The sequence below is a fragment of the Nitriliruptor alkaliphilus DSM 45188 genome (genome assembly GCF_000969705.1).
In the GTDB taxonomy this organism is placed as follows: domain Bacteria; phylum Actinomycetota; class Nitriliruptoria; order Nitriliruptorales; family Nitriliruptoraceae; genus Nitriliruptor; species Nitriliruptor alkaliphilus.
The window spans coordinates 1,116,182-1,137,649 of record NZ_KQ033901.1 but is presented as its reverse complement, the minus strand read 5'-3'; the positions used below and the strand labels follow the sequence as shown (position 1 = coordinate 1,137,649).

The window sequence follows — 21,468 nt, the reverse complement described above, 5'->3', positions numbered from 1 at the left end:
CTCAGCTGCCCAACGAGAAGCCGGTGTTCACGATCGCGGTCGCCGCGCCGATCACGACCGCGCCGAGGAAGCCGCCGATCACCATGAACCGTCCCCAGGTCACCCCCTGGGTGTGGGCCCGGTTGGCAGCCAGCGCCCACGTCGCACCGCCGATGATCACCGTCCCCGCCGCGAACAGCAGACCACCGAGGGTCAGCCCGTTGAGTGCGCTGATGATCTGTTCGTAGTTCGGGATCCAGTCCGACCCCGCACTCGGGTTCAGGGTCGGGACCTGAGCCAACACGTAGCCGAGCACCGCTGACCTCCACGAAGCCGGGCCCGCCGATCGGGCCGTCGACAGGGACTGCCCCGGGGACTGCCCCGCCAGTGACCCGCTGTGCGCTGCCCGCGCCGCTGTCACCGGGCGAGGGACGCCGTCAGCAGTCCCTCCACGACGAAGGAGCCCGGGTTGGCTGACAGGCGCACACAGCGAGCTGCGATCGTCCTTGTCGTCCTCGCCGGGGGTTGCAGCCCCGCCGTCGAGGCCGAGGCCGGCTCAGGGCGTCCCGCGGTCGGACTGGTCGCACCCGCGGCACCGGTCGCTACGAGCGACCTCAGCAACTCACCGGTCTCCGTCGACCGTGACGATCCGGTGGCTGTCGCTGAGACACTCGTGATCGACACCCTGGCCGAGCAAGGCCTGGTCGCCACCATCGTCGCCTCCGAGCTGCTCGAGCATGACCCTTATGCCGCGAGGGTCCAGGTCGCGGTCATCCACCACACCGGTCGAGGGCACCCGCACCAGTCGCTCTACTCCATCAACCTCGAGCGCACCGACGATGGGTGGCGGAGCGTCGGCCTCCGTGAGACGGACGGATGATCCGGCGGGTGGCCGTCGGCCTCGGCGCGCTCGCCGTGCTCCTCCCGCTCGGGCTCATCGGCGCCGGGGGCAGCACCACCAGGGAGCTCGGCCCGTTCGACGCCGACGCGCTTGCCGGTGAGATCCCCCCGGTCATCCTCGACGCCTACCTCGACGCCGCCGACGAGTGGGACCTCGACTGGGCTCTCCTCGCCGCCATCGGCAAGCTCGAGTGCGACCACGGCCGGCACCGCGCCCCCGGCTGCTGGCCACCTGGAACCATCAACCGCGCAGGCGCCCGAGGGCCGATGCAGTTCCTCGGATCCACCTGGCGCAGCTCAGCCGGCACCCACGACCTCGACGTCGCCGGCCCGCCCACCCCCGACGGCCACGGGTACGCCACCGACGGCGACGGGGACGGAATCGCCGACCCCTGGTCCACCCACGACGCCGTCCACGCCGCCGCCCGCTACCTGGTCGCACTCGACGGCCGCGACGACCCCCGCCTCGCAGCCAAGCGCTACAACGCGGGACCCAACAACCCCAACGCCGCAGCCGGCGAGGGCTACGCCAGCCGCGCCGTCGAGCTCATCGCCGAGTACCACGCACTGGCTGGGCTCGGAGGCCCCGGTAGCCCCGACCCGGTAGCCGCCGCACCGACCGGCGGTGCCTGTACCCTGACCGACCCCACCGGCACCGGCGGGTGCGTGACGCCCCGCACCGCCAACCTCGTCCGTGAGATCGAGCAGGCCTTCAGGGACGTGCCCATCTGGTGCTGGGCAAGCAGGCCATCCAACCCCGCCAGCGACCACCCGCAAGGTCGTGCCTGCGACATCACCTTCGGTGCCATCGGCCGCTTCCCCACCGCGTCCGAACGGAACGCCGGATGGAGCATGGCCAACTGGCTCGTCGCCAACGCCGAACGCCTAGCCATCGCCTACGTCATCTGGGACGGACGCATCTGGGCTGGCGGAGTCTGGACGGCCTACACCGGCGGCGGCGCCTACAACCCCAGCCACCCCACGGGCGGTCACTTCGACCACATCCATGTTTCCGTCCAGCGCTAGCTCCCGGGACACGGCGAGGCCCGAGTGTGTCCAGGTGACTGCGAGCCGGCGAGCGGGGCGACACCGCGGCCGAAGGCAAACGAAGGTTCCCGCGTCGATTCACTCCATCGGGGGTCCGGAGAGAGCCGCACGTGAGTCCCCGTTCTGCGCGCCCGCGACAGCTTCGGCGGACTCATCAACCGCACATAAGTCACGCTAGTCCTTGATCGTCATCAGGTTCTCGATGGTTCACGGGGCGGCAGGGGTGGTGGCGCCGAGCTTGGGCCAGTCGGGGCGGCCGGCGTAGGGGACACGCGGACGCTCGACTGGATGTCGCAGAGAGCCCGTATCGTCGGCTCGAACGCGAGGAGGCTCGATGCCTGATCCGACAGTCGACCGTCGCGGACCTGTTCTGGTCTGCTACCGCCAGGACGACGGCGCTGCCGTCGCCCGCGAAGCGGTGCGGGCTCTCCGGTCGGTTGGGGTGCCGGTTTGGGTCGACGAGAACGACATGGGCGTCGGACGGTTCGACCGCACGTTTCGTCGTGCGGCCGAGGCCGGGCTGGCTGGCGCGGTGTTCGTCGCTACCCCGAACGTGACCAGGTCTGACTTCATCCGGTCCGACGAAGCGCCTGTATGGGACGCCCTTGCCAACGACCCTGAGTTCGTCCTCGCGATCGTCAACGACGGGCCTGCCGGACCAGATGGCCGTCCGGACTACGCGTTCCCGGGCGGACTGCTCGCCCTGCGGGAGCAGCGGCTCGAGCTCTTCAAGCAGTACCCGGTCGGGGAAGATGGTTGGGCGGACCGGCTCGTCCGCGACATCGCCGAGCGGCGCCTTCACGTCCTTTCCGCCGAGACACCCGAGCGTGAGCTCCGCGTAGAGGTGTCTACCCGCGACGAACCGTCGAGCACCCCGTCGGTCTGGGAGCTACGGGCCACGATCGGCCCGTCCGCCGAGGGGACCACAGTGCTCGGCCCGCTGGAGGTCGACCAGGTCCGGCGCCTCACACGTGAGCTTCCCGTCCTGGCCTCGCGCCTCCAACGTCACACGCTCAGGGTCAGGGGCGGTTGCCACCTACCGGTCGCTGTCGCGATTGGTCTCGCGTTTCCGACCGTGCGGCCCGGACGGGTCGTCATCGAGGACAACTTCGGTGCGACGTGGGACAGCCACGTCCGAGGGGGCAGCGTCGACCTCGACCCCGTGGACGTCGGTGCCCCGGACGGAGACGGTGAGGGTGTCGCGGTCCTCGTCGACTTCGTGCCCGGCCAGCCGGCAGCCGGGTTCGGGCGGCTCGCTGAGCACCTCCGCGTGCCAGCGCGCGTCCTCACGGCGGCCGGCCGCGAGCGGCTCGACGCCGCCGACGGCACGACGGTCGCGGAACAGGTCGCCGACGCAATCCGCGACTTCGCCGGCACCCGCGCGACCAACCGTGTCCACCTGTGCCTGCGCGTCCCGGCCGCGCTTGCTGTCCTCATCGGCAGAAACCTCAACACCTACCGGTTGTCCCTGTACGACTTCGACCGAACCACCGACGCCTACGTCCGGTTCTCGGACGCCCAGGCCGGCGGCCCGTCAAGCAACGTCATCAGCCCGGAGCACCCATGACACCCAACACCGCGTTCGACACCTTCCAGACCTCCGTGAACGCGACCCCGGAACAGCTCGCCGAAGCCAGACGGCGCCGCGACGTGGTCCTCGCTTCCATGTCCTCACAGACCGACACCGAAACGGACGACTGTTTCGTTTCCGGGTCGCTGGCCCGCGGTACACAGCGCGGCCTCATCCACGACGTCGACATCGTCGTCGTCTACAGGAGCGACGACCACCCAACGTGGGGTTCACCGGGCGCCTCGGCCGAGCAGGCACTCGAGCATGCGCGCGGCCAGGTCAAGTACGCGCTCGGAACGGACGGAGACGACGGCACGGAGATCCGTCACACCTTGTTGCGCAACCACTCCGTCAAGTGCTTCCTCGATGACCCAGACGAGCCGAAGGCGTTCACCGTCGACCTCGTCCCGGCGCTCCGCCAGGACAACGGCCGGTTGTGGGTCCCCGAACGGCTCACGTCCACCTGGATCGAGTCCGACCCGCAATACCTCATCCGCGAGGTAGCTCGACGTCACAGCGAATGGGACCGCTTCGTCCCACTCGTGCGGCTCCTCAAGCACTGGAACGCCGGGGCCGACTCGCAGATGAAGAACCTCGCGGTGGAGATCCTCGCGCTTCAGCACCTGCCCGCGGCGGACACCCGGCAGGACGGGCTCCAACGGTTCTTCACCGCGGCTGCCGCGAACATCATGTACGGCATCGAGGACCCCGCGGGCGTGTGCGGCGTAATCCAGCCCGACCTCGACCTCACCGCCACCAAGAACCTCCTCGACGCCGCCGCGACCACGGCCTGGGATGCGTACATGCTTGGCCTGGACGGTGACGACGACCATGCCGTCTGCAAGTGGCGTGAACTGTTCGGACCGGACTTCCCTGAGCCGCCGGGGGGCTGCGACAGCGGCGGCAACAACGGCTGGCCCACCATCATCGTGCCGACCCCCCGGCGCGTCGCCGACGCTCCCCAGGGCTGACCGTGCGCTGGTTCGACGCCTACCCCGACCGGCTCGCATGGGAGCAAGCCGCCATGGCGGCCTACCCGACCCTCGAGTGGGACGGACAACTTTCCCGACCCGAGTACGACGACGGCGGCGGCTGGACAGGAACCGTCCCCGAATGGCCATTCGAGCGGCCCAGACCCCCGGATCTGGACGCGTTCCTCGCTGGCTCCCGCCTCACCGTCGCGATGGTGTGCCTCCAGGCACATCCGGCCGTGAAGCCACGCGTCTATCCGCTGGAGCCGGAGCCCAACCCGCGGGCGCGGACCAGGAACGCGTGGCACGTCGCCGGCGACGGGTCGCTCTGCCTAACACAGCGTGCCTACGACTGGGACGGCTCCGAGACCGCAGCACACCTAGTACCGAAGGTGGCCGGATGGTTCCTGGAGTTCCTCCTCCTGGCGCGTGGACACGTCGAGCGCATGACCGAGGTGGGGATCGTCACCAACGACTCGCTCGACCACATGCTCACGGCGGCGTACGCCCATGATGACGAGAAGGCGGGCTGATGCGCCCGCCATCAGGGATGTTCGTGCTCCCGTCCGGGGTCGCCGACGAAATCGTCGGCGCAAGCGCTTCCGGCACACTCATCGTGAGGATCGACCCTGTCGAGAACGTCGCGCTCATCGTCGGATTCCGTCCCGATGGCGGCACGGCAACGACCGACCTCATGCGCCCGTTCGTCCGCGGGCACTACACGTCCGCGACGGACACAGGGCAGGCGTGCAGGTGCCACGCTGCGGAAGCCGACCTGCACGCAGCCGGGATCGTGTCGGTCATGCACGGCGGCGCCGTCCCCCTCGACTACTTCAAGTCACAACTCCGCGGCAAGACGAAACAGCTCCGCGGTCACTACATCACCTACGCTCCCGACGCCGAGGACCCGCTGCCGAAGTGGCTTGGTTGGTTCCTCGCCGACGGCGCCGCCCGGTTCTTCCCCGTCGAGGTCGTCCAGGAGGCCCGTGACCCGCTCGACGACCTCGGCGACGCCTGGCCCACGAGGTCTGTGAGGTCGAAACACGTCGGCGTAGTCGGCGTGGGTAGCATCGGCAGCGCCGCAGCCGACGGGCTTGCCGGCTACGGGATCGGTTCGATCCACCTCATCGATTTCGACCGTCTCGAGCAGCACAACCTGCCCCGACATGTCCTCACCGCCCGCGACATAGGGCGCCGCAAGACACACGCGATGGCCGACCACCTCCACCGTCAGCATCCGCACCTGACAGCCACCCCGCACGACCTCGACATCGTCCACGACGCCGACGCCGTCCGCGACCTCCTGCCGCATTGGGACGCCGTCGTCGTGGCCACCGACGGTGTCGAGTCGCGACTCGCCGCGAACTGGCTCGCCGTGCACGCCCGAATCCCGGCCACGTTCGCATGCGTGCTCGAGGACGGAGCCCTCGGCGAGATCGTCCGCTCGCTCCCTGGCGAAGGGTGCCTCATCTGCAACCGTGCCGGACTCCGCGAGCGCGGCACGTGGGATCCCGAACCCGGCATCGACCTCGACTACGGAACCGGCGTCGCGCACCGCCCCATGACCGCAGTCGGGGCCGACCTCGCGTACGTCGGCCGGCTCGCCGCGAAGACCGCCGTCGCGACCGACCTCGAACGCTACGGCTACCGCGACCAACGGATCGACGGGAACCACGCCGCTGTCGGACTGCGGCCCGCGCGCAGCTACACCCCACCGTTCGACGACCTTCACCACGGCGATACGCGATGGACCCGGTTCGACCGGCGGCCCGACTGCCACGTATGCGCAACCACGCCGTGACCCGCCTGCACCTACCCAGAACCGTCCTCGACCGCATCCTGTCCCTGGTCACCGAACACGACGACCCAGCCACAGAGACCGGCGGCATCATCGTCGGGCACGACCACGGCCGCACCATCGACGTGACCGGCGTCGGGGAACCTGGCCCGAACGCCGTCCATGAACCGTGGCGATTCACCCGCGACCTTCAGTACGCCGGCAAGGTTGCGGCCGACGCCTGGCGCCGCGACCGCAGCCAGTGGATCGGCGAATGGCACACCCACCCCAGAGGACATCCCGCGCCTAGCGACCTGGACCTGCGGACGTACGCCAGCCTGCTACGCAACCCGTCGCTGCGCCTTGACCGCTTCGTCGCCGTGGTCGTCACGACCGCACCGAAGACCATCATCGCCGCATGGATCGTGACATCTACGACAGTGGGGCGACTCCCCATCCGCATCCTGAGCTCGAACGAATGAGCCCCGTCCTCAAAGGAGTTTCCTGTCCGACCGCTGGACAATGTGCGGGTCGGTCTGCGCAACATTGCTGACCGAAATCACGGCCCGCGCTCGTCTCGCCGCTGCCGGGTGCTGCACGAACCTCTGGTAGACCCAACTGCTGCCTCGCCTCTCCCATCGCGACTTGGCGGGCGCCCAGCCACTCCCGAGCTACAGGAGCCCCCAGTGGGTGAGAGCATCGCGCCACTCGTCGATCGCTCGACGCGCGATGCCTACGCCGTCAGCGGTCGTGCCGTCGTGCTCGACATCGAGGCGGAATTTCCATGGACCACCGGATCCGGCTCGCGTCGCCAACGGCTGGTGGAATATTGGCTGGTGCCCACTTCGCAGGCGCCTCAGGGGCGATCCATGCCTCGCCACGTTGCCGAGGTCGTGAGCGAGCGCGATCACCGCTGACGCCTCAATCACGTCGTCAACCGAACGACGAGCGATCCCGGCTTCAGCGAAGAGCGCTTCGCGAAGCGACCACAGGTCAATGAACGCTGCGTACAGCCGTCGCTGAGCATCGAGAAGTGTCTCGCGACTGCTGTCCGGGAGAGGCTGCTCCAGGGCATGCGCCTCAGCATCGGCATCCTCCCACCGCCGAGTTGCGTCGCGGGCGTAGTCAGCGGGGCCGACTCCGATGGCGATCCCGCTAGCGATGTTGATCTCTTCGGCGATGCCGACGGCGATCGCGATATTCGGGCTGCCGCATCTCGGGCACGGCGCCCGGTCTGGGTCCTGCGCCACGATGGGGTCCATGGCGTGATCGCACTCGCCACACGTCACGGAAGTACTCGTGCTGGTTGCCATCGGCCCTCCCGTCGCGCGAGCGAGGTCCTTCCTGAGTGAACCGCGCGGGTCCGTTGAGCGATACTGGTGGCCGCAACTATGTGCGGCCTCGGTCAGGCAGCCGGGAGCGCGCTATCACGGCTTCCGTGCTGAGGTCTGGGGCCTAGGGTGCCTCGAGGGTCATCCCAATGACCTGCCGAACGTCCTGAGCGACCAAGCGGACGATGCGCTGAGTCTGCCCGACCACCAACGGATCATTGATGAGGGCCGCGCGGTGTCACACTGCGAGACGCCCCCAAGGCGTGCCCGTATCCGGCGGAAGCAGGCGGCCCCTCGCTCTACGATGTGTGCATCCGAAGTGGAGTACCTGGTGACCGGAACGTGCCCGAGTTGCGGCTCGCCTCTGTCGCACCACGATCGGCACATCCGGTTCCGGCTTCCCGATCCGGTGCTCGAGGTCCCTGAGGAGGAACGGCCGGACCGGTTCTGGGGTAACGATCTCATGCTTGCCGCGAAGGACCTCGGATCCTTCGTTCGTGCCCTCCTGCCAGTCCATCTGCATGACGGAGGTTCGCTGACGTTCGGCCTCTGGCTGGGCGTGCATCCGGACACCCTTCGCCATCTGTGGGAGGTCTGGTGGGAGCCCGAGTACGCAGAGGTCTCGTTCAGCGGCTACATCGCCAACGAGCTCATCCCGTGGAGCGGCTCGGTCCTTGCGATGCCGGTCACGGCAGCGCCACGCGATCCGGACGCTGCTCCCTACGTCATCGGCAGCAAGGATTTCACGGTCCATCGAATCGTGACGGAGGAATGGGATCCTCAACATGTCCTGCCGCCGTATGCGCACCTCCTGTGATCCGTCGCGAGGATCGCGGCGCGGCTGGGTTTCCTGTGAGGATGGGCCCGGTGGGTGCGTCTGGTACGAGGTCGTGACGACGTAGGGGGCAGCTATGCGCGCACGGCTCCCGCAGGCTCAGCGCGCGTAGTCACGGCGATGTGTGCGCTACTCGCCAACGCTGTCCTCGATGGACTGGGTTGCACGTTCGATGGCCTCCTTCAGTTCAGCCGGACCCGTCGTGGGGTCGTCCCTGATGACATCGCGAATGGCAGCCTTGACTTGGAGCCGACGCCACCGTTTTCGTCCCTCTTCGATGCGCTCGGCGTAGTCGTCCTTCGTGTCGACGTTGAACTCGGCGATCGCGAACTCGATGACGTCCTCAAGCGATGGCCGGAATCTTCGGCCACCGACAGGGAGGTGGAGCCGCCAGGTCTCGGAGGTCTTGCCCGCGTGAGCGCGGAGGAACCCGATCGCGGAGGACTCTGCGTGGAGCTGCACATGCGCTGATGCCCATGCACGTTCGCGGACGTAGTCGAATCGAACCACGGGGTGCCGGACTGCGGGCACGATCAGTGCGAACTCGGACTGCTCGATCGCCAGGAACGACCCGGTGAAGTCGAAGGTGCACCGGAACGAGACACGAAGGTCGAGTCGGTGCTCGCCCTGGATCGCCAGCGGCATGTCTACCGTGTTGCCGTCGTGGTCGAACGCACCCACGACAACACGGTCGTCCGCCACCTGCGCGCCGATAGGCGGTTCGTCGACCACCGTTCGGTCCAGCAGGTCGCCAACCTCGGCCGCGAACTCACTGGCGGTCTCGATGAGCGCCGGATCAGCGTCCGTCATCGTCTGTGCCGAGGAGGAACTCGATCGAGCGGATGTCCTCCAGCAGCCAGTACTGCTCGCCGGTGAGCGCTCCCGAGTCCGCTGCGCGGTCGAGCTCGTCTCGGCTCATCGCGAGGCGAGCAAGAAGGCGCCCGCGTCGAGCCTCGAGGTCCGCGCGGCTCGGCTCCAGGACACGTGGTGACATCGGAGTCCCCCTGACAGCGGTTGTCGTTAGCGTACGAGATCATGGCAGCCGGGTGAGACATCCTTTCCGATCTTGGTCCGAGGCCCGGCTGGTGCGCCGCTGGCTCTAGGGATCCGTGGTCCTGCCGCGGCGACCCATGGCCCGTCGGGTCGAGGCGGCGGTTGTGGGCGCCTCCGCCGCCTACGCCCGCCTCCCGATGTCACGGTGGTGGGCGGCGATCTACGCGGCACAGGGCACGGGCACGTACCCGTCGCTCATGTAGTTGCCCAGGACGGGCTGCGGACATCTCGTTAGCGGCCTTACGCAGGTGCTCGATGTCCTTGAAGCAGACGTGTCGGCACTTGCAGCAGCGGATACGGAGATCTGCCGCGCCAGTGCCACCACCGCCGGGGTGCAGTGCAACCTTGGTGGACCGGTGCCGGCAAGGCCGACCGCGGCTTCGTGTTGCTCGAGCTGCCGGGCGAGAACTGTGGTGGACTCGGATCGACCGAGTTGCCCCGACCCGTGACGCGCGTTGGCGTTCAACCTCTCTGAGCCCGCACCCCTGTAGCGAGCACCGGCGAGCTTCCCTCCGACCCATCGCGCTTGACGATGCGTGCCGTCGGGGTCTCCGAGCATCGGATCCCGACATCCTTCGAGAAGGGATGCACCGACGTCGGTCATTCGTTCGGTCGGATGTCTCCGGACTGCCGGTGGCACAGGGGCGCGTCGAGCACGACATGCCTGGCAGGTTTGGCCGATCGGTCCGCCAGGCGATCGAGCAGGAGCTCACCAGCACGAACCCCTAGCTGGTAGGGGTCCTGGACGATGGTGGAGATCGCAGGGCTCAACTGCCCGGCGAACGGGATGTCGTCGAAGCCGAACATCGCGATGTCGTGCTGACGGCCACGCTCGTGCAGCGCGATGATCGCCCCGGTGGTGATCTGGTCTTGCGCGCTGAAGATCGCGGTGGGAGGACGAGGGCTGTCCAACAGGCGCCGGGTGGCCCTGGCGGCACGGTCCACATCGTCCACATCGATCACGACGAGGGCGGGGTCGATGTCGACACCATTGGCGAGCATGGCCTCGTGATAGCCCGCGTGGCGCTCGCGACCGGTCCACACGCGCAGGTTGCCACCTAGGAACGCGATCCGCCGGTGTCCGATCCCGCACAGGTGGGCCACCGCGCGGCGTGTGCTGTCGCGGTTGCTGCTGACAACGGCATCGCATGTCGCCCCCTCGAGGACCCGATCGATGCACGCCACGGCCGTCCCACGGGCGGTCTCGGCCCGCAGGACAGGATCGTCTCCTTCGGCAGAGGCCACCACCAAGCCCTCGACACGGAACTCGATCATCGTCTTGATGAGGGCCCGTTCACGCTCAGGGTCAGCATCGGTGGACCCGGAGAGGACCACCAAGCCGCGCGTGGTGGTGGCGTGCTCCAGCCCGCGGTTGACCGCGCCGAAGAACGGGGTTGCGGCGTCGTCCTGCACGAAGCCGATCAGCCGCTCGGCGTTGGGGCCGGCGGCTAGGTCGCGGGCACGACGGTCCGGGCGGTAGTCGAGGTCCGCGATGGCCCGCAGCACGCGAGCGGTCACCGCTGCGCTCACGTGCGGCTCGCCGTTGACGACCCGAGACACGGTCTTGGAACTGACCCCGGCCCTAGCCGCGACGTCGGCCAGAGTCGGTCGAGACCCTGTGTGCATTCGCTCCCCGTTCATGAGTAGGAACCTACCGCAGACCTCTTGACAGCGCTATCAGCCGAGCTTATGTTGACAGCGCTGACAGGCGATCCTAGGCCGCTCAGCCCAGGCGCCCGACACGAGCCGAACGAGCCGATCCGTGGCGTGCGGCTGCGACCTTCACGACAGGAGTTGACCGATGAAGCTGCGCATGCGTTCGCTGGCCGGAGCCATGGCCATGGGGCTGGTGCTGATGGGATGCAGCGTCAGCGTCCAGGAGGCGGGACCAGACCAGGCCGTTGGCGGTGGGGCTGCCGCCGAGGCCGAGAACACCGGCCGGGTCAGCATCGCCGGGGCCGCGACCGGCGCCGACGGCGCAGCGATCCAGACCATCATCGACGAGGCAGTCAACGCCGAGGCTGACTTCGTGGCCACCTACACCGGTTCGGACTCCTTCGAGCAGAACATCGTGATCCAGATCGAGGCAGGCACTCCTCCCGACATCGGCTTCTACCCTCAGCCCGGCGCGGTGCTCGAACAGGCAGCACAGGGCAACATCATCGCCCTCGACGACCTCGGGTTCGACATCACCGAACTCGAGGCGCGCTTCGGCAGTTACATGATGTCCCTCGGCGCGTACGAGGGCCGGTACTACGGCATGCCCGACACGCTCAACTTCAAGAGCGCCATCTGGTACAGCCCGCCGGCGTTCGAGGAGGCCGGGTACGCGATCCCCGGGACCTGGGATGAGTTGCTCGCCCTCTCCGACCAGATCGTCGCGGACGGCAAGAGCCCGTGGTGCATCGGCACCGGATCCGAGGCCGCGACCGGATGGCCGGCGACGGACTGGCTGGAGGACATCGTCCTGCGGCAGGCCGGGACCGACGTCTACGACGCCTGGGTCACCGGTGACCAGCCGTTCGACTCCCCGGAGATCCGCGCCGCGTTCGAGACCTTCGGTGACGTCATCTTCACGGAGGGCTACGTCTTCGGCGGTCACGAGAACATCGCCAGCACCGACTTCCGTGACGCCCCCGACCCCATGTTCAGGGACGACCCGCCCTGCTACCTGCACCGGCAAGCGACGTTCATCCCCAGCTTCTTCCCCGAGGGCCTGACCCCGATCGAGGACTACGACTTCTTCCCGTTCCCACCCATCGACGGCCAGGAAGGCGTGCTGATGGCAGGCGGCATGTCGGTGGTGTTCAACAACCGGCCCGAGGTGCGTGACTTCCTCGACCGCTACACCCACGCGGACGTGCAGTGCAGGTTCGGCTCGACAGGGACCGGCAGCAGCATCTCCGCCAACTTCACGGTGGACCCCGATTGCTACGAGAACCCGCTGACCCAGCAGGCGGCCGCCACGCTCTCGACGGCGCTGCAGGACGAGGTCGCGCGGTTCGACGCCTCCGACCTGATGCCACCAGCGGTCGGGTCCGGTGAGTTCTGGAACGGCATGAACACCTACACCAACACCGGGCCGGACAGCCTGGACACCCTGCTGCCGGCGATCGACGCGGCCTTCCCGTAGGGCGGCACAGGACGACGATCGCCCAGCAGGAAGGGACGGCCATGGCGGATCTGCAGGTCAAGGACCTCAACACGCCCGCACAGGACGGGCCGAGGGCAGCCGGCCGCAGAGTGACGCTGGCACAGAGCCTGGCCGTCTCGGCCTTGTCGGCGGTCGGAGTGTTCGCGGTCCCGGTGCTCACCTACGTCGTGCTGAACGGCACCTTCACCACCATCGACGGCGCGGTGCCCGGCCTGATCGTTGCGATCATCGCCATCCTCATCGGCGTGGTGGGTGTCTTCGCCATGTACATGGCGGTCGACAAGGCCATCAACCGCCTGCCCCTGACCATCGCCGCGCGCGTCCGGCCCTGGGCGTGGGCCGGCCCCGCCGTCGTGGTCGTGGCGATCTACCTGATCTACCCGGCGGTGGCCACGATCCAGCTGTCCTTCATGGACGCGACCGGCGACAACTTCATCGGGTTCGACAACTACGCCTACGTCTTCAGCGATCCCGCGATGCTGCGATCGCTACGCAACACCGCGCTGTGGATCTTCGTGGTTCCCGCCGCGGCGGTATCGATCGGACTGGGGTTCGCCGTCCTCGCCGACAAGCTGACCCGCGCCGAGTCCGTGGCCAAGTCGATCATCTTCCTGCCGATGGCCATCTCCTTCATCGGCGCCGGCATCGTGTGGCGCTTCGTCTACAGCTTCAGGCTCGATGGAGCGGGCGAGCAGATCGGGATCCTCAACGCCATCAAGACAGGGCTGGGCGGTGCGCCCGTGGACTGGCTGGCCATCGTGCCCTGGAACAACCTGATGCTGATGGTGATCATGATCTGGCTGCAGACGGGCTTCGCCATGGTGATCCTCTCCTCGGCGATCAAAGGGGTACCCAGTGAGATGCTCGAAGCGGGTCGACTGGACGGGGCCACGGAGATCCAGCTCTTCTGGCGCATCGTCGTCCCGTCGATCAAGTCCTCGATCGTCGTGGTGTTCACCACCATGGTGATCGGCGTGCTCAAGGTCTTCGACATCGTGTGGGTGATGACCGGGGGTCAGAGCGGCACCGAGGTCATCGCCGAGCGGATGATCCGCAACATGTTCACCTTCCGGCACTTCGGCCGGGGATCCGCGGTCGCGGTGTTCATGTTCGTCGCTGTCATCCCGGTCATGATCATCAACGTCCGCCGGTTCCGCGAAGAGGAGCTGACGCGATGATCGCGCGACGACACCACAGGACCGGGCCGCGCCCGAGCGGGGCGGAGCACCGGGGAGGCCAGCGATGAGCACCGATCAGGTGGCGATCCCGGCCATCGAGGGCACCGAGGCTGCCGGCGGCAAGGGTCTGAAGGGCAGCGAGGGTGGGGTGACGGACTCGCGCAGCCAGGCCATCGTGCGCGCCATCATCGTCGCAGTCATCGTCATCTGGCTGGTGCCCACGGTGGGCCTGCTCATCACCTCGCTGCGCTCCCAAGGAGCCATCGACACCAGTGGCTGGTGGACCGTCTTCACCTCGCTCGGTGACACCTCGCAGTGGACGCTCGACAACTACCGGCAGGTGCTCACCTCGGGCGGCTTCGACAGCGCCTTCCTCAACACCCTGATCGTCGCCGTCCCCGCGACCGTGATGCCGATCACGATGGCCGCCTTCGCGGCCTACGCCTTCAGCTGGATGGACTTCCCCGGACGCCACCCGCTCTTCGTCCTGGTCGTCGCACTGCTCGTGGTGCCGCTCCAGGTCGCGCTCATCCCGATCCTGCGGTTGTACGCCGGTGGGCCCGAGTTCGACGTCAGCTGGCTCTCACCCGTCGTCGGCGCGGTGACGGGCCTGGATGCGCAGACGGTCACCGTCGGGATCCCGTTGTCGCTCAACGGCACGTTCCTCGGCGTGTGGCTGGCGCACATGGGCTTCGGGCTGCCGCTGGCCATCTACCTGCTGCGCAACTTCATGGGATCGCTGCCGTCGGAGATCATCGAGTCGGCGCGCGTCGACGGTGCCGACCACTTCAGCATCTTCACCAGGCTGGTCATCCCGCTGTCCGTCCCTGCACTTGCATCCTTCGTCATCTTCCAGTTCCTGTGGGTCTTCAACGACTTCCTCGTCGCCCTGATATTCCTCGGCGAGACCGCAGAGGTCAGGGTCCTGACGATCGCGCTGAACAGCCTGAACGGGCAGTTCGGCGAATCGTGGCACCTGTTGACCGCCGGTGCGTTCGTCTCGATGGTCATGCCCGTCGCGGTGTTCTTCAGCCTGCAGCGCTTCTTCGTCCGGGGGATGACGGCCGGGGCGGTGAAGGGATGAGGACCCCGGGCCCGATCACGCCTGTGCGCCGCTGGACGGCGATCGCACTGGCCACACTGGTCGTCACCGCGAGCTTCTGGTCCATGGGCTACGGGCTGGCGGTAGCCGTCGCTGGAACACCAGCGGACCCGGGGCAGGACACAACCATGATCGCGGCTGCAGGAGTGTCGCTGTCACTGCTGCTGCTGCCTACGGCACTGGGTGCTGCGGCCTTCGTCTCTCGGCGGCCGGATGCCCCGATGGCCGTGCTGGCGGGCATGGGGCTGGCCATCGCGATCGGGCTGCCGCTGCTGTGGTTCGGCAACCCCTTGGCCGCCCTGGTCGCCGGGTACGCAGCCGCGGCCGTGGTCACCGTCCAGCAGTCGGAGGGGGCCACCTGGCACAACCGGGCCATCGCCGCGGCCGCAGTGAGCGTGGTCGCCCTGGTCGGCATGGCCACCTCGTTCTGGGCCACCGCGTTGATCGCTCCGGCGCTGCCGTTCTCGGCGGTCGGGCTGGCCGACCGGTGGCAGGCCCGATCGTCGGACCGGCGCGTCCTCCCCGTCGCGGGGGCGCGTCGGTGACCGGGGCGGGGGCTGACTGGTGGCGAAGCGCGGTCGTGTACCAGGTGTACCTGCGCAGCTTCGCCGACGCCGATTGTGACGGGGCGGGAGACATCGCCGGCCTGCGCTCGCGGTTGCCGTACCTGGCCGACCTGGGTGTCGACGCCATCTGGATCAACCCGTGGTATCCCTCACCCCTCGCCGACGGCGGGTACGACATCGTGGACTACCGGGACGTGCACCCGGAAGCCGGCACGATGGCTGATGCCGACGAGTTCATCAGCGATGCCCACGCACTCGGCATCCGTGTGCTGCTGGACATCGTTCCCAACCACACCTCCGACCAGCACCCGTGGTTCCAGCAGGCCCTCGCCAGTGGCGTGGGCTCGACGGCACGCGATCGCTACCTGTTCCGCCCCGGCCGCGGCCCAGGAGGTGACCAGCCACCCAACAACTGGATGAGCCAGTTCGGCGGTCCGGCGTGGACGCGGGTGACGGAGCCCGACGGCCAGCCCGGCCAGTGGTACCTGCACCTGTTCGCCCCCCAACAGCCGGACCTGGCATGGTCGCACCCAGAGGTCCGGGCCGACTTCGAGGACACCCTGCGGTTCTGGTTCGATCGTGGCGTCGACGGCTTCCGCATCGATGTGGCCAACTCCCTGACCAAAGATGTCGATCTGCCCGACCTGGACGCGCTCGAGCTGTCACACCGAACAGGCCCGGACCGCGAGCATCCCCACTGGGACCGCCCGGATGTCCACGACATCTACCGGGGTTGGCGCAAGGTCGCCGACAGCTACGACCCACCGCGCGTCTTCGTGGCCGAGGCCTGGGTGGACACGCCTGAGAGGATGGCCCAGTACGTGCGGCCAGACGAGTTGCACAACGCCTTCAACTTCGACTTCCTCACCTCGCGCTGGCACGCCAAGTCACTTCGCCAGGTGATCGATGGGAACCTGGCGGCCCAGCAGGCCGTGGGCGCTCCGGCCACCTGGGTGCTGTCCAACCATGACGTCGCCCGCCACCCGTCTCGCTACGCCAGGCCCCAAGACGAGGAACGGGGGCACAACTTCGACCACCTGATCGGTGTCCCCGCCGATCACGAGCGCGGCCTGCAACGGGCACGCGCGGCGGCCCTGCTGATGCTGGCCCTGCCCGGCAGCGTCTACCTGTACCAAGGCGAGGAGCTCGGCCTGCTCGAGGTGGAGGACCTCGCCGATGAGGTGCTGACCGATCCGACCTGGGAGCGATCGGGCCGCACCCTCCGAGGCCGGGACGGCTGCCGGGTCCCCATCCCATGGTCAGGCGACGCCCCGCCGTTCGGGTTCAGCCCCGACGGGTCAGCCCCGCCATGGCTGCCACAACCAGCAGCCTGGGCGGATCGCACCGTCCACGCCCAGGCTGCCGACCCCGACTCGACCCTGAACCTGTACCGCCGGGCCCTGCGCCAACGTGCCGACCACCCCGCCCTCGGCGAGGGCACCATGCAGTGGTGTGACACACCGGCGGACGTGCTGATGTTCGCGAGGTCCCCACGCTTCGTCTGCGCCGTCAACTTCGCGGACACGCCGCTGCAACTGCCCCCGGATGCACAGATCACGCTCAGCAGCGGACCCCTGACCGGCGACGGAACGCTGCCGCAGGACACGGCCGTCTGGCTACAGACTGACCGGTGACGCAGTGCCGACCCTTTCACTCATCCTGTTGCATCGAGCCTCGGTTATCGGGGCGGCTCGCCAGCGTCGTCAGCTCTTCGGGGTCGCCGTCGAGGACAACGAGTTGCACGTCCCGATGGTCGGAGCAGCGCTCGCCGGCTGTGGTGATGTAGCGGCCGCACAAACACCAGTGTTCACCGTCGATCTGTGACAGGGCCACCGCGTGGTGCTCGACAGGCCGGCAGTACACGCAGTTGCACCCACGGCTGAACGGGGTGACCGCTTGGAGCGCATTGGCGCATCCGATGGCGCGGCGGCGTTCGCGGTCCGCATCTCGGCGGGCGCGAGCGCGGGCGTGGGCGTCGGCCAGGGACGTCAGGGCCCGTTCGTAGTCCGGGTCGAGATAGCGGGCCAGCTTGTCTGGGGCGTCGTGGCGTGACTCACCGGTGTTCGCCGCCGAGAACCGCACCGGGGTGGGCCAGAGCAGCTCGCCATCAGCACCGGCTGGCCCGGCCACGGCGCGAACGTCGACGACGCTACCGAGCCGGCTGGCCGCGTTGGCGATCTGCTCGGCGACTCGTTCCGCCCGACGCCGTGCCGTCTGGACACGCGCACCACCGCTGACGGTGTAGGTCAGCACGATCGTGTAGGTGGCGCTGTTGCGGAACTCGACGGTCTCGTGCAACGACGTCATCGCGCCTCACCGCCCGCAGAGGCTTCTGCCCCGGCCATGGAGCGCGCGTGCCCGTCAGCGGCACGGTGAGCCTCGATGGCGCCCCAGACGAGCAGGTAGGCGAAGTAGTAGTCCAGGGGGACCTGCAGCCGGTCGGCGATGTAGCGGTCGACGTCGGCGGCGGGCACGCCCTCGCCGACAGCGACCTGCTCGAGGTGAGCGAGGATCTGTTCGTGGCTGCGGGTCATCGGTGCGTCCTCTCCAGTGCGGTCGGTACCTGATGCGGTGGTGGACAGCTGCGGCCGCGGGCGAGCACGGCTGCGATCCGGGAGGCGAGACGGCCGGCATCACCCCCCGCGTGACCTGCGGGTGCGGGCGTGAGGCGCGCGTGACCGTCTGCCGCTCCGGGGGCCATCGCTCCGTCGCGGAGGTGGCGCCTCAGCGCGGCTTCCACCGGCTTATCCGGGTGGCTGTGGTGCGCCTGGGCGGCCAGTGCGAGCAGGTGGGACCGGACGATCGGTGCCGACCGCTGGACGGCCGACGGGAGCCGGTGGGTGACGGCGTGGACCGCTTCGGCCAGCAGGCGGTCGTCGAGGGCGCCGTCGAGCACCGTCGCCCAACCGGTGGCGTGCCGATGGGCTTCGTCGTCGCAGAGCTCGTCGAGGTGGTGGCGTGTCGCGGCAGCGCGCCGCTCGGCCCGGCGTCGCACCAGCTCGCGGTCCTCGTGCCGGTCGGGCCCGAGATCCCAGCCCTCGGCCAGGGCCTGGATGATCCAGCCCGCGGGGCTGCGGACTTCGCGGCTGATGGCCCCGTCGACGACGGCACGGACACGGTCGGGACCGTGATCGTCGACCAGCCGTCTGGCCCGGTCGACCGCGATCCCAAGACCGACGAGCTGGCCGACGGCATCGTCGCTACCCACCGGCTGCTGTCGGTCTCCAACAGCAGCTTCTTCTCTCTTGTGTCCGACCTCACCGCGTCCGGTGCGGCCGTGTCCGGCTCCTTCGGACAGGGCGGTGTTCAGCAGCCGATCGGCCCGTTCGGGGGCCGTGTCCGAGTTCTTGGGACACCGCGTCGGGGCGGCTCTGTCAGCGACTGGATGGCGCGCAGGCCGGCCGCGGCTGGTCGAGGTCGGGGTGTGGGTGAACCGCTCCAGACACGCTGAGGGATCGAGGACGTACCGGCATGCCTCCCACCGGCCCGACGGGCCCTGTCGGCCCTCCTCTTGGAGCACGAACCCGTAGTCACGCAGCCGGGCCAGGTGCTTGGCCGCCGTGTCCTTGTTGATCCCGAGGTTGGCCGCGATGCGGCGCACGTTCGTGGTCGAGACCAACCGGCCCGCATCGTCGAGCCTGGCGTCGAGGGCGATGTCCTCCAGGATGGCCCAGGCCACCAGGCCCACCGCCCGCTTCACCTCCCGCGAGGAGGGGAAGACCTTGGCGAACGGCTCTGCCCTGCCGATGATCCGGCCATCGGAGAGCGCCCGCCCCGTCTCGTGGCCGAATGTCACGACATCACGGGCCTGCAGCCGCGCCGACGAGGCAGGCCGGTCCTTCTCGGTCATCGGCGGACCGCCACGGGTGCCTGCGCCGGACCCCCGGCTGCCTCCGCACCGCGCGACCGCCGGGCCGCTCTGCTCCCATCCTGCTCCCATCCGCTCTGGCGGGTGGGTTGCGCGAGCGGCACACCGCGGCACGAACGGGCCGTATCGGTGCAGGTCAGGTGCCGATTTCTGGCAGCCGGCGTCAGGGCCTGGCGACCCTCCAACCACCTTCCCAAGCTAGCGACGGGGGTTCGATTCCCCTCACCCGCTCCGCACGAAAGCCCAGGTCAGAGCGGTTCTCGCCGGCCTGGGCTTCGTCGTTCCCGGTCAGCTCGGGCGCCGTCCGCCAACTGCGGTTGCTCTCTCCTCTCTGCAGCAGGTTGCTCGCTCTCGTGTTCAGCCTTACCGCGTCCCGGTGCCGTGGACCGTCGGTCCGGTACCGGAAGCGGCACCATCGGGTCCTCGACCGGGAGTGCTTCGATGCCGTCCATACGACCGACAGGTCCGCCGTGGCAGCGCACACTTGGCCTGCTCTGGTGCGCGGGGTTCTGCGTTCTGGCCGCAGCCGGGAGGGCCCGGTGGCTACGGTGCCGGCACGCGGCCGGGGAAGGCCGCGTCGCCATGTGGGGTAGGTGTGGCGCGGGGGGAGCGTGCGTATGCGGGGGGCGGCAGGTGGCGGCAGCGCTGGTCGTCGGGCTGCTGGTCTCGGCGTGCGGGTCGGCGGAGCCGTACGAGGAGGCCCTCGGCGCGCTGGAGCTCTCGGATGCGTGGGAGCGGACCTCGCGTGAGTCGCTCACCCACTCCGATCGGGACTGCTCGATCATGAGCGGTCCGTCGTGCCCCCGGGTCACCGACACCTACACCGTCGACCTCGAGGCCGCGGAGGCCTACCAGCAGGCTCGTGATGCCATCAATGGCCTCGGTATGGACATCAGCCGAGAGCGTGATGACTGCCGGGGCCAAGGCAGTGACTGTCGGGTGACGGGGCAGGCCGATGGTCGTCTCGTCCAGGTGGTCATCGAGGTCACTGACCGCCCGATGACCGCCAGGGCGACGTCGCATCGGGCGAACTGACGCTTCAACAGCACGGGGGAGAGACGATGAGCACGGTACGTCCAGCTTCGCCACACGACGGTGCTCGCGCTCGGCATCGCTCTTCAGTTCGCGGGGCGTCTCCAGGGCGCAGGACGCGATGAGCTGCCGCGGCCGGCATGCTCGTGCGGGACGGCGGCGAGGGTCAAGCAGACGCTGCGTCGGCGGCTGATGGACCTGCCGGTCTTCGGTCGGCCGGTGGTGACGGTGTGCGCCAGGTCCGCCGCCCCCCGCCCCCCGCCGCCGGCTGTCCGGTGGGCTCGTGGACCGAGATCGACGAGCGGATCGTGATCGGCAACCGTGGCATGACCGACCGGGCTGCCCGCTGGGCGTGCGAGCAGGTCGGACGCCACGGCCGCACCGTGGCGCAGGTCGCTGGCGAACTCGGGTGCGATTGGCACACCGTGAACCGTGCCGTGATCGGCTACGGACTCGCGCTGGTCGACGATCCGTTCCACGTCGTGCGCGTCGCCAACGAGCGGCTCGACGAGGTCCGCCGGCTCGGCCGACCCTCAGACGCGGGGGACCCCAGATCGCCGCCTGACCCCGCTCACGCGCGTCGAACGGTCCCGTCGAGGTGATCAACAACTTCGCCAAGCGCATAAGGCGGCTCGCGTTCGGGATCACGAACTGGGCCCACTGGCGCGTCCGCATCCTGCTCTACGCCGGCAAGCCCGACTGGTCCAAGCTCGCCACCATCACCCCTCACGGAGAGTCAGGCCTCGTGGCAACAGCGTCCTGGTGACTGACGAGCACGCGGAAGCGGTCGAGCCAGGGTCCATCCAGGACTCGCGTGACACGACCGGCGCCTCGTGTACACCGACCCCAGACCTGCGCTCTGTCCCCTGACATCTGGACTACCCGGTCGGGTGACACCTGGGGTGATGTGGCGGTGTCTAGCGTGGGGTTGGTAGCCCTGGTGAGGAGTTCGCTGGCTGGACGCGGCTGCGCATGTGTCGGGTGTTGTCTGCCTGGGTTCTTCCCGGTGCCGGGTGGTGCCGCTCGTGGTCAATGTGTTCGTCGTAGCGCGACGGTAAGCCTCCGCTGGGCGAACTCGTTCAAGTACATCGTGAGGAGAGAAACG

The 21,468-nt window shown here is 68.7% G+C and carries 24 protein-coding genes and 1 pseudogene; 16 read left to right on the top strand and 9 right to left on the bottom strand.

Annotated features, from left to right (window positions below):
* Position 1 precedes the first annotated feature (1 nt).
* Positions 2 to 295, bottom strand: coding sequence for a hypothetical protein (locus tag NITAL_RS05355; RefSeq protein ID WP_052665108.1), 294 nt, complete (start codon positions 293 to 295; stop codon positions 2 to 4).
* Between the two features lie 336 nt (positions 296 to 631).
* Here NITAL_RS05355 and NITAL_RS28435 point away from each other — a divergent pair, with 336 nt between their 5' ends.
* From NITAL_RS28435 to NITAL_RS05320, 7 genes are all read left to right on the top strand, one after another.
* Positions 632 to 859 (top strand): hypothetical protein, encoded by a 228-nt coding sequence (locus NITAL_RS28435; RefSeq protein ID WP_157041632.1) that lies wholly within the window; start codon positions 632 to 634, stop codon positions 857 to 859.
* 8 nt (positions 860 to 867) lie between these two features.
* A complete protein-coding gene (locus NITAL_RS05345) occupies positions 868 to 1,905 on the top strand; it encodes a lytic transglycosylase domain-containing protein (RefSeq protein WP_157041631.1) in 1,038 nt (345 codons plus the stop codon).
* A 355-nt stretch (positions 1,906 to 2,260) separates the two neighbouring features.
* Positions 2,261 to 3,493, top strand: a complete 1,233-nt coding sequence (locus NITAL_RS05340; RefSeq protein ID WP_052665105.1) for an SAVED domain-containing protein — start codon at positions 2,261 to 2,263, stop codon at positions 3,491 to 3,493.
* Complete coding sequence (locus tag NITAL_RS05335; protein WP_052665104.1) at positions 3,490 to 4,467, top strand: hypothetical protein; 978 nt, start codon at positions 3,490 to 3,492, stop codon at positions 4,465 to 4,467. The genes NITAL_RS05340 and NITAL_RS05335 overlap by 4 nt, the downstream gene beginning before the upstream one ends.
* A 2-nt stretch (positions 4,468 to 4,469) precedes the next feature.
* Complete coding sequence (locus NITAL_RS05330; RefSeq protein ID WP_052665103.1) at positions 4,470 to 5,000, top strand: hypothetical protein; 531 nt, start codon at positions 4,470 to 4,472, stop codon at positions 4,998 to 5,000.
* A gap of 83 nt (positions 5,001 to 5,083) precedes the next feature.
* Positions 5,084 to 6,268, top strand: coding sequence for a HesA/MoeB/ThiF family protein (locus tag NITAL_RS05325; RefSeq protein ID WP_169786735.1), 1,185 nt, complete (start codon positions 5,084 to 5,086; stop codon positions 6,266 to 6,268).
* Positions 6,265 to 6,726, top strand: a complete 462-nt coding sequence (locus tag NITAL_RS05320) for a Mov34/MPN/PAD-1 family protein (RefSeq protein WP_169786734.1) — start codon at positions 6,265 to 6,267, stop codon at positions 6,724 to 6,726. The genes NITAL_RS05325 and NITAL_RS05320 overlap by 4 nt, the downstream gene beginning before the upstream one ends.
* A 189-nt stretch (positions 6,727 to 6,915) precedes the next feature.
* Here the strand turns inward: NITAL_RS05320 and NITAL_RS05315 are convergent, their stop codons facing one another.
* Positions 6,916 to 7,506 carry a hypothetical protein gene (locus NITAL_RS05315; protein ID WP_157041630.1) on the bottom strand — a complete coding sequence of 197 codons (591 nt, stop codon included), beginning with the start codon at positions 7,504 to 7,506 and terminating at the stop codon, positions 6,916 to 6,918.
* A gap of 388 nt (positions 7,507 to 7,894) precedes the next feature.
* On the opposite strand from NITAL_RS05315, the gene NITAL_RS05310 reads away from it, so the two are divergent.
* Entirely contained in the window at positions 7,895 to 8,392 is a 498-nt protein-coding gene (locus NITAL_RS05310; RefSeq protein ID WP_211262216.1) for a DUF2199 domain-containing protein, read from the top strand.
* 147 nt (positions 8,393 to 8,539) lie between these two features.
* Here NITAL_RS05310 and NITAL_RS05305 read toward each other — a convergent pair whose 3' ends face one another.
* From NITAL_RS05305 to NITAL_RS29515, 4 genes and pseudogenes are all read right to left on the bottom strand, one after another.
* Entirely contained in the window at positions 8,540 to 9,220 is a 681-nt protein-coding gene (locus tag NITAL_RS05305; protein WP_052665098.1) for a hypothetical protein, read from the bottom strand.
* The gene (locus NITAL_RS29160; protein WP_281175517.1) at positions 9,207 to 9,329 is read right to left on the bottom strand and encodes a hypothetical protein; all 123 of its coding nucleotides are present in this window, start codon (positions 9,327 to 9,329) and stop codon (positions 9,207 to 9,209) included. Before NITAL_RS29160 ends, NITAL_RS05305 begins: the two co-directional genes overlap by 14 nt.
* Before the next feature lie 734 nt (positions 9,330 to 10,063).
* A complete protein-coding gene (locus tag NITAL_RS05300; protein WP_245617664.1) occupies positions 10,064 to 10,876 on the bottom strand; it encodes a substrate-binding domain-containing protein in 813 nt (270 codons plus the stop codon).
* Between the two features lie 66 nt (positions 10,877 to 10,942).
* Positions 10,943 to 11,089 (bottom strand): annotated as a pseudogene (locus tag NITAL_RS29515) (LacI family DNA-binding transcriptional regulator); the annotation flags it as partial.
* A gap of 175 nt (positions 11,090 to 11,264) precedes the next feature.
* Here NITAL_RS29515 and NITAL_RS05295 point away from each other — a divergent pair.
* The 5 genes from NITAL_RS05295 (at position 11,265) to NITAL_RS05275 (ending at position 17,097) form a co-directional block, all read left to right on the top strand.
* Complete coding sequence (locus tag NITAL_RS05295) at positions 11,265 to 12,596, top strand: ABC transporter substrate-binding protein (RefSeq protein WP_052665096.1); 1,332 nt, start codon at positions 11,265 to 11,267, stop codon at positions 12,594 to 12,596.
* 41 nt (positions 12,597 to 12,637) lie between these two features.
* Positions 12,638 to 13,795, top strand: coding sequence for a carbohydrate ABC transporter permease (locus tag NITAL_RS05290; RefSeq protein ID WP_211262215.1), 1,158 nt, complete (start codon positions 12,638 to 12,640; stop codon positions 13,793 to 13,795).
* Between the two features lie 64 nt (positions 13,796 to 13,859).
* Entirely contained in the window at positions 13,860 to 14,879 is a 1,020-nt protein-coding gene (locus NITAL_RS05285) for a carbohydrate ABC transporter permease (protein ID WP_083441243.1), read from the top strand.
* The gene (locus NITAL_RS05280; protein WP_157041629.1) at positions 14,876 to 15,442 is read left to right on the top strand and encodes a hypothetical protein; all 567 of its coding nucleotides are present in this window, start codon (positions 14,876 to 14,878) and stop codon (positions 15,440 to 15,442) included. The genes NITAL_RS05285 and NITAL_RS05280 overlap by 4 nt, the downstream gene beginning before the upstream one ends.
* 35 nt (positions 15,443 to 15,477) lie before the next feature.
* On the top strand, positions 15,478 to 17,097 hold the full coding sequence (locus NITAL_RS05275; RefSeq protein WP_211262214.1) for a glycoside hydrolase family 13 protein: 1,620 nt from the start codon (positions 15,478 to 15,480) through the stop codon (positions 17,095 to 17,097).
* Between the two features lie 16 nt (positions 17,098 to 17,113).
* On the opposite strand, the gene NITAL_RS05270 is transcribed toward NITAL_RS05275, so the two are convergent.
* From NITAL_RS05270 to NITAL_RS05260, 3 genes are read right to left on the bottom strand one after another with little or no spacing between them, the layout of a single operon-like run.
* Positions 17,114 to 17,770, bottom strand: a complete 657-nt coding sequence (locus NITAL_RS05270) for a hypothetical protein (RefSeq protein WP_052665094.1) — start codon at positions 17,768 to 17,770, stop codon at positions 17,114 to 17,116.
* Positions 17,767 to 17,997 (bottom strand): hypothetical protein, encoded by a 231-nt coding sequence (locus NITAL_RS05265; RefSeq protein WP_052665093.1) that lies wholly within the window; start codon positions 17,995 to 17,997, stop codon positions 17,767 to 17,769. The genes NITAL_RS05270 and NITAL_RS05265 overlap by 4 nt, the downstream gene beginning before the upstream one ends.
* Positions 17,994 to 19,313 carry a hypothetical protein gene (locus NITAL_RS05260; RefSeq protein WP_052665092.1) on the bottom strand — a complete coding sequence of 440 codons (1,320 nt, stop codon included), beginning with the start codon at positions 19,311 to 19,313 and terminating at the stop codon, positions 17,994 to 17,996. The genes NITAL_RS05265 and NITAL_RS05260 overlap by 4 nt, the downstream gene beginning before the upstream one ends.
* 651 nt (positions 19,314 to 19,964) lie before the next feature.
* On the opposite strand from NITAL_RS05260, the gene NITAL_RS05255 reads away from it, so the two are divergent.
* From NITAL_RS05255 to NITAL_RS27030, 3 genes are all read left to right on the top strand, one after another.
* Positions 19,965 to 20,366 carry a hypothetical protein gene (locus NITAL_RS05255; protein WP_052665091.1) on the top strand — a complete coding sequence of 134 codons (402 nt, stop codon included), beginning with the start codon at positions 19,965 to 19,967 and terminating at the stop codon, positions 20,364 to 20,366.
* Positions 20,367 to 20,593: 227 nt separating this feature from the next.
* Positions 20,594 to 20,965 (top strand): helix-turn-helix domain-containing protein, encoded by a 372-nt coding sequence (locus NITAL_RS27850; RefSeq protein WP_211262213.1) that lies wholly within the window; start codon positions 20,594 to 20,596, stop codon positions 20,963 to 20,965.
* Positions 20,962 to 21,129 carry a hypothetical protein gene (locus tag NITAL_RS27030; protein ID WP_157041628.1) on the top strand — a complete coding sequence of 56 codons (168 nt, stop codon included), beginning with the start codon at positions 20,962 to 20,964 and terminating at the stop codon, positions 21,127 to 21,129. The genes NITAL_RS27850 and NITAL_RS27030 overlap by 4 nt, the downstream gene beginning before the upstream one ends.
* The last annotated feature ends 339 nt before the right edge of the window (positions 21,130 to 21,468 follow it).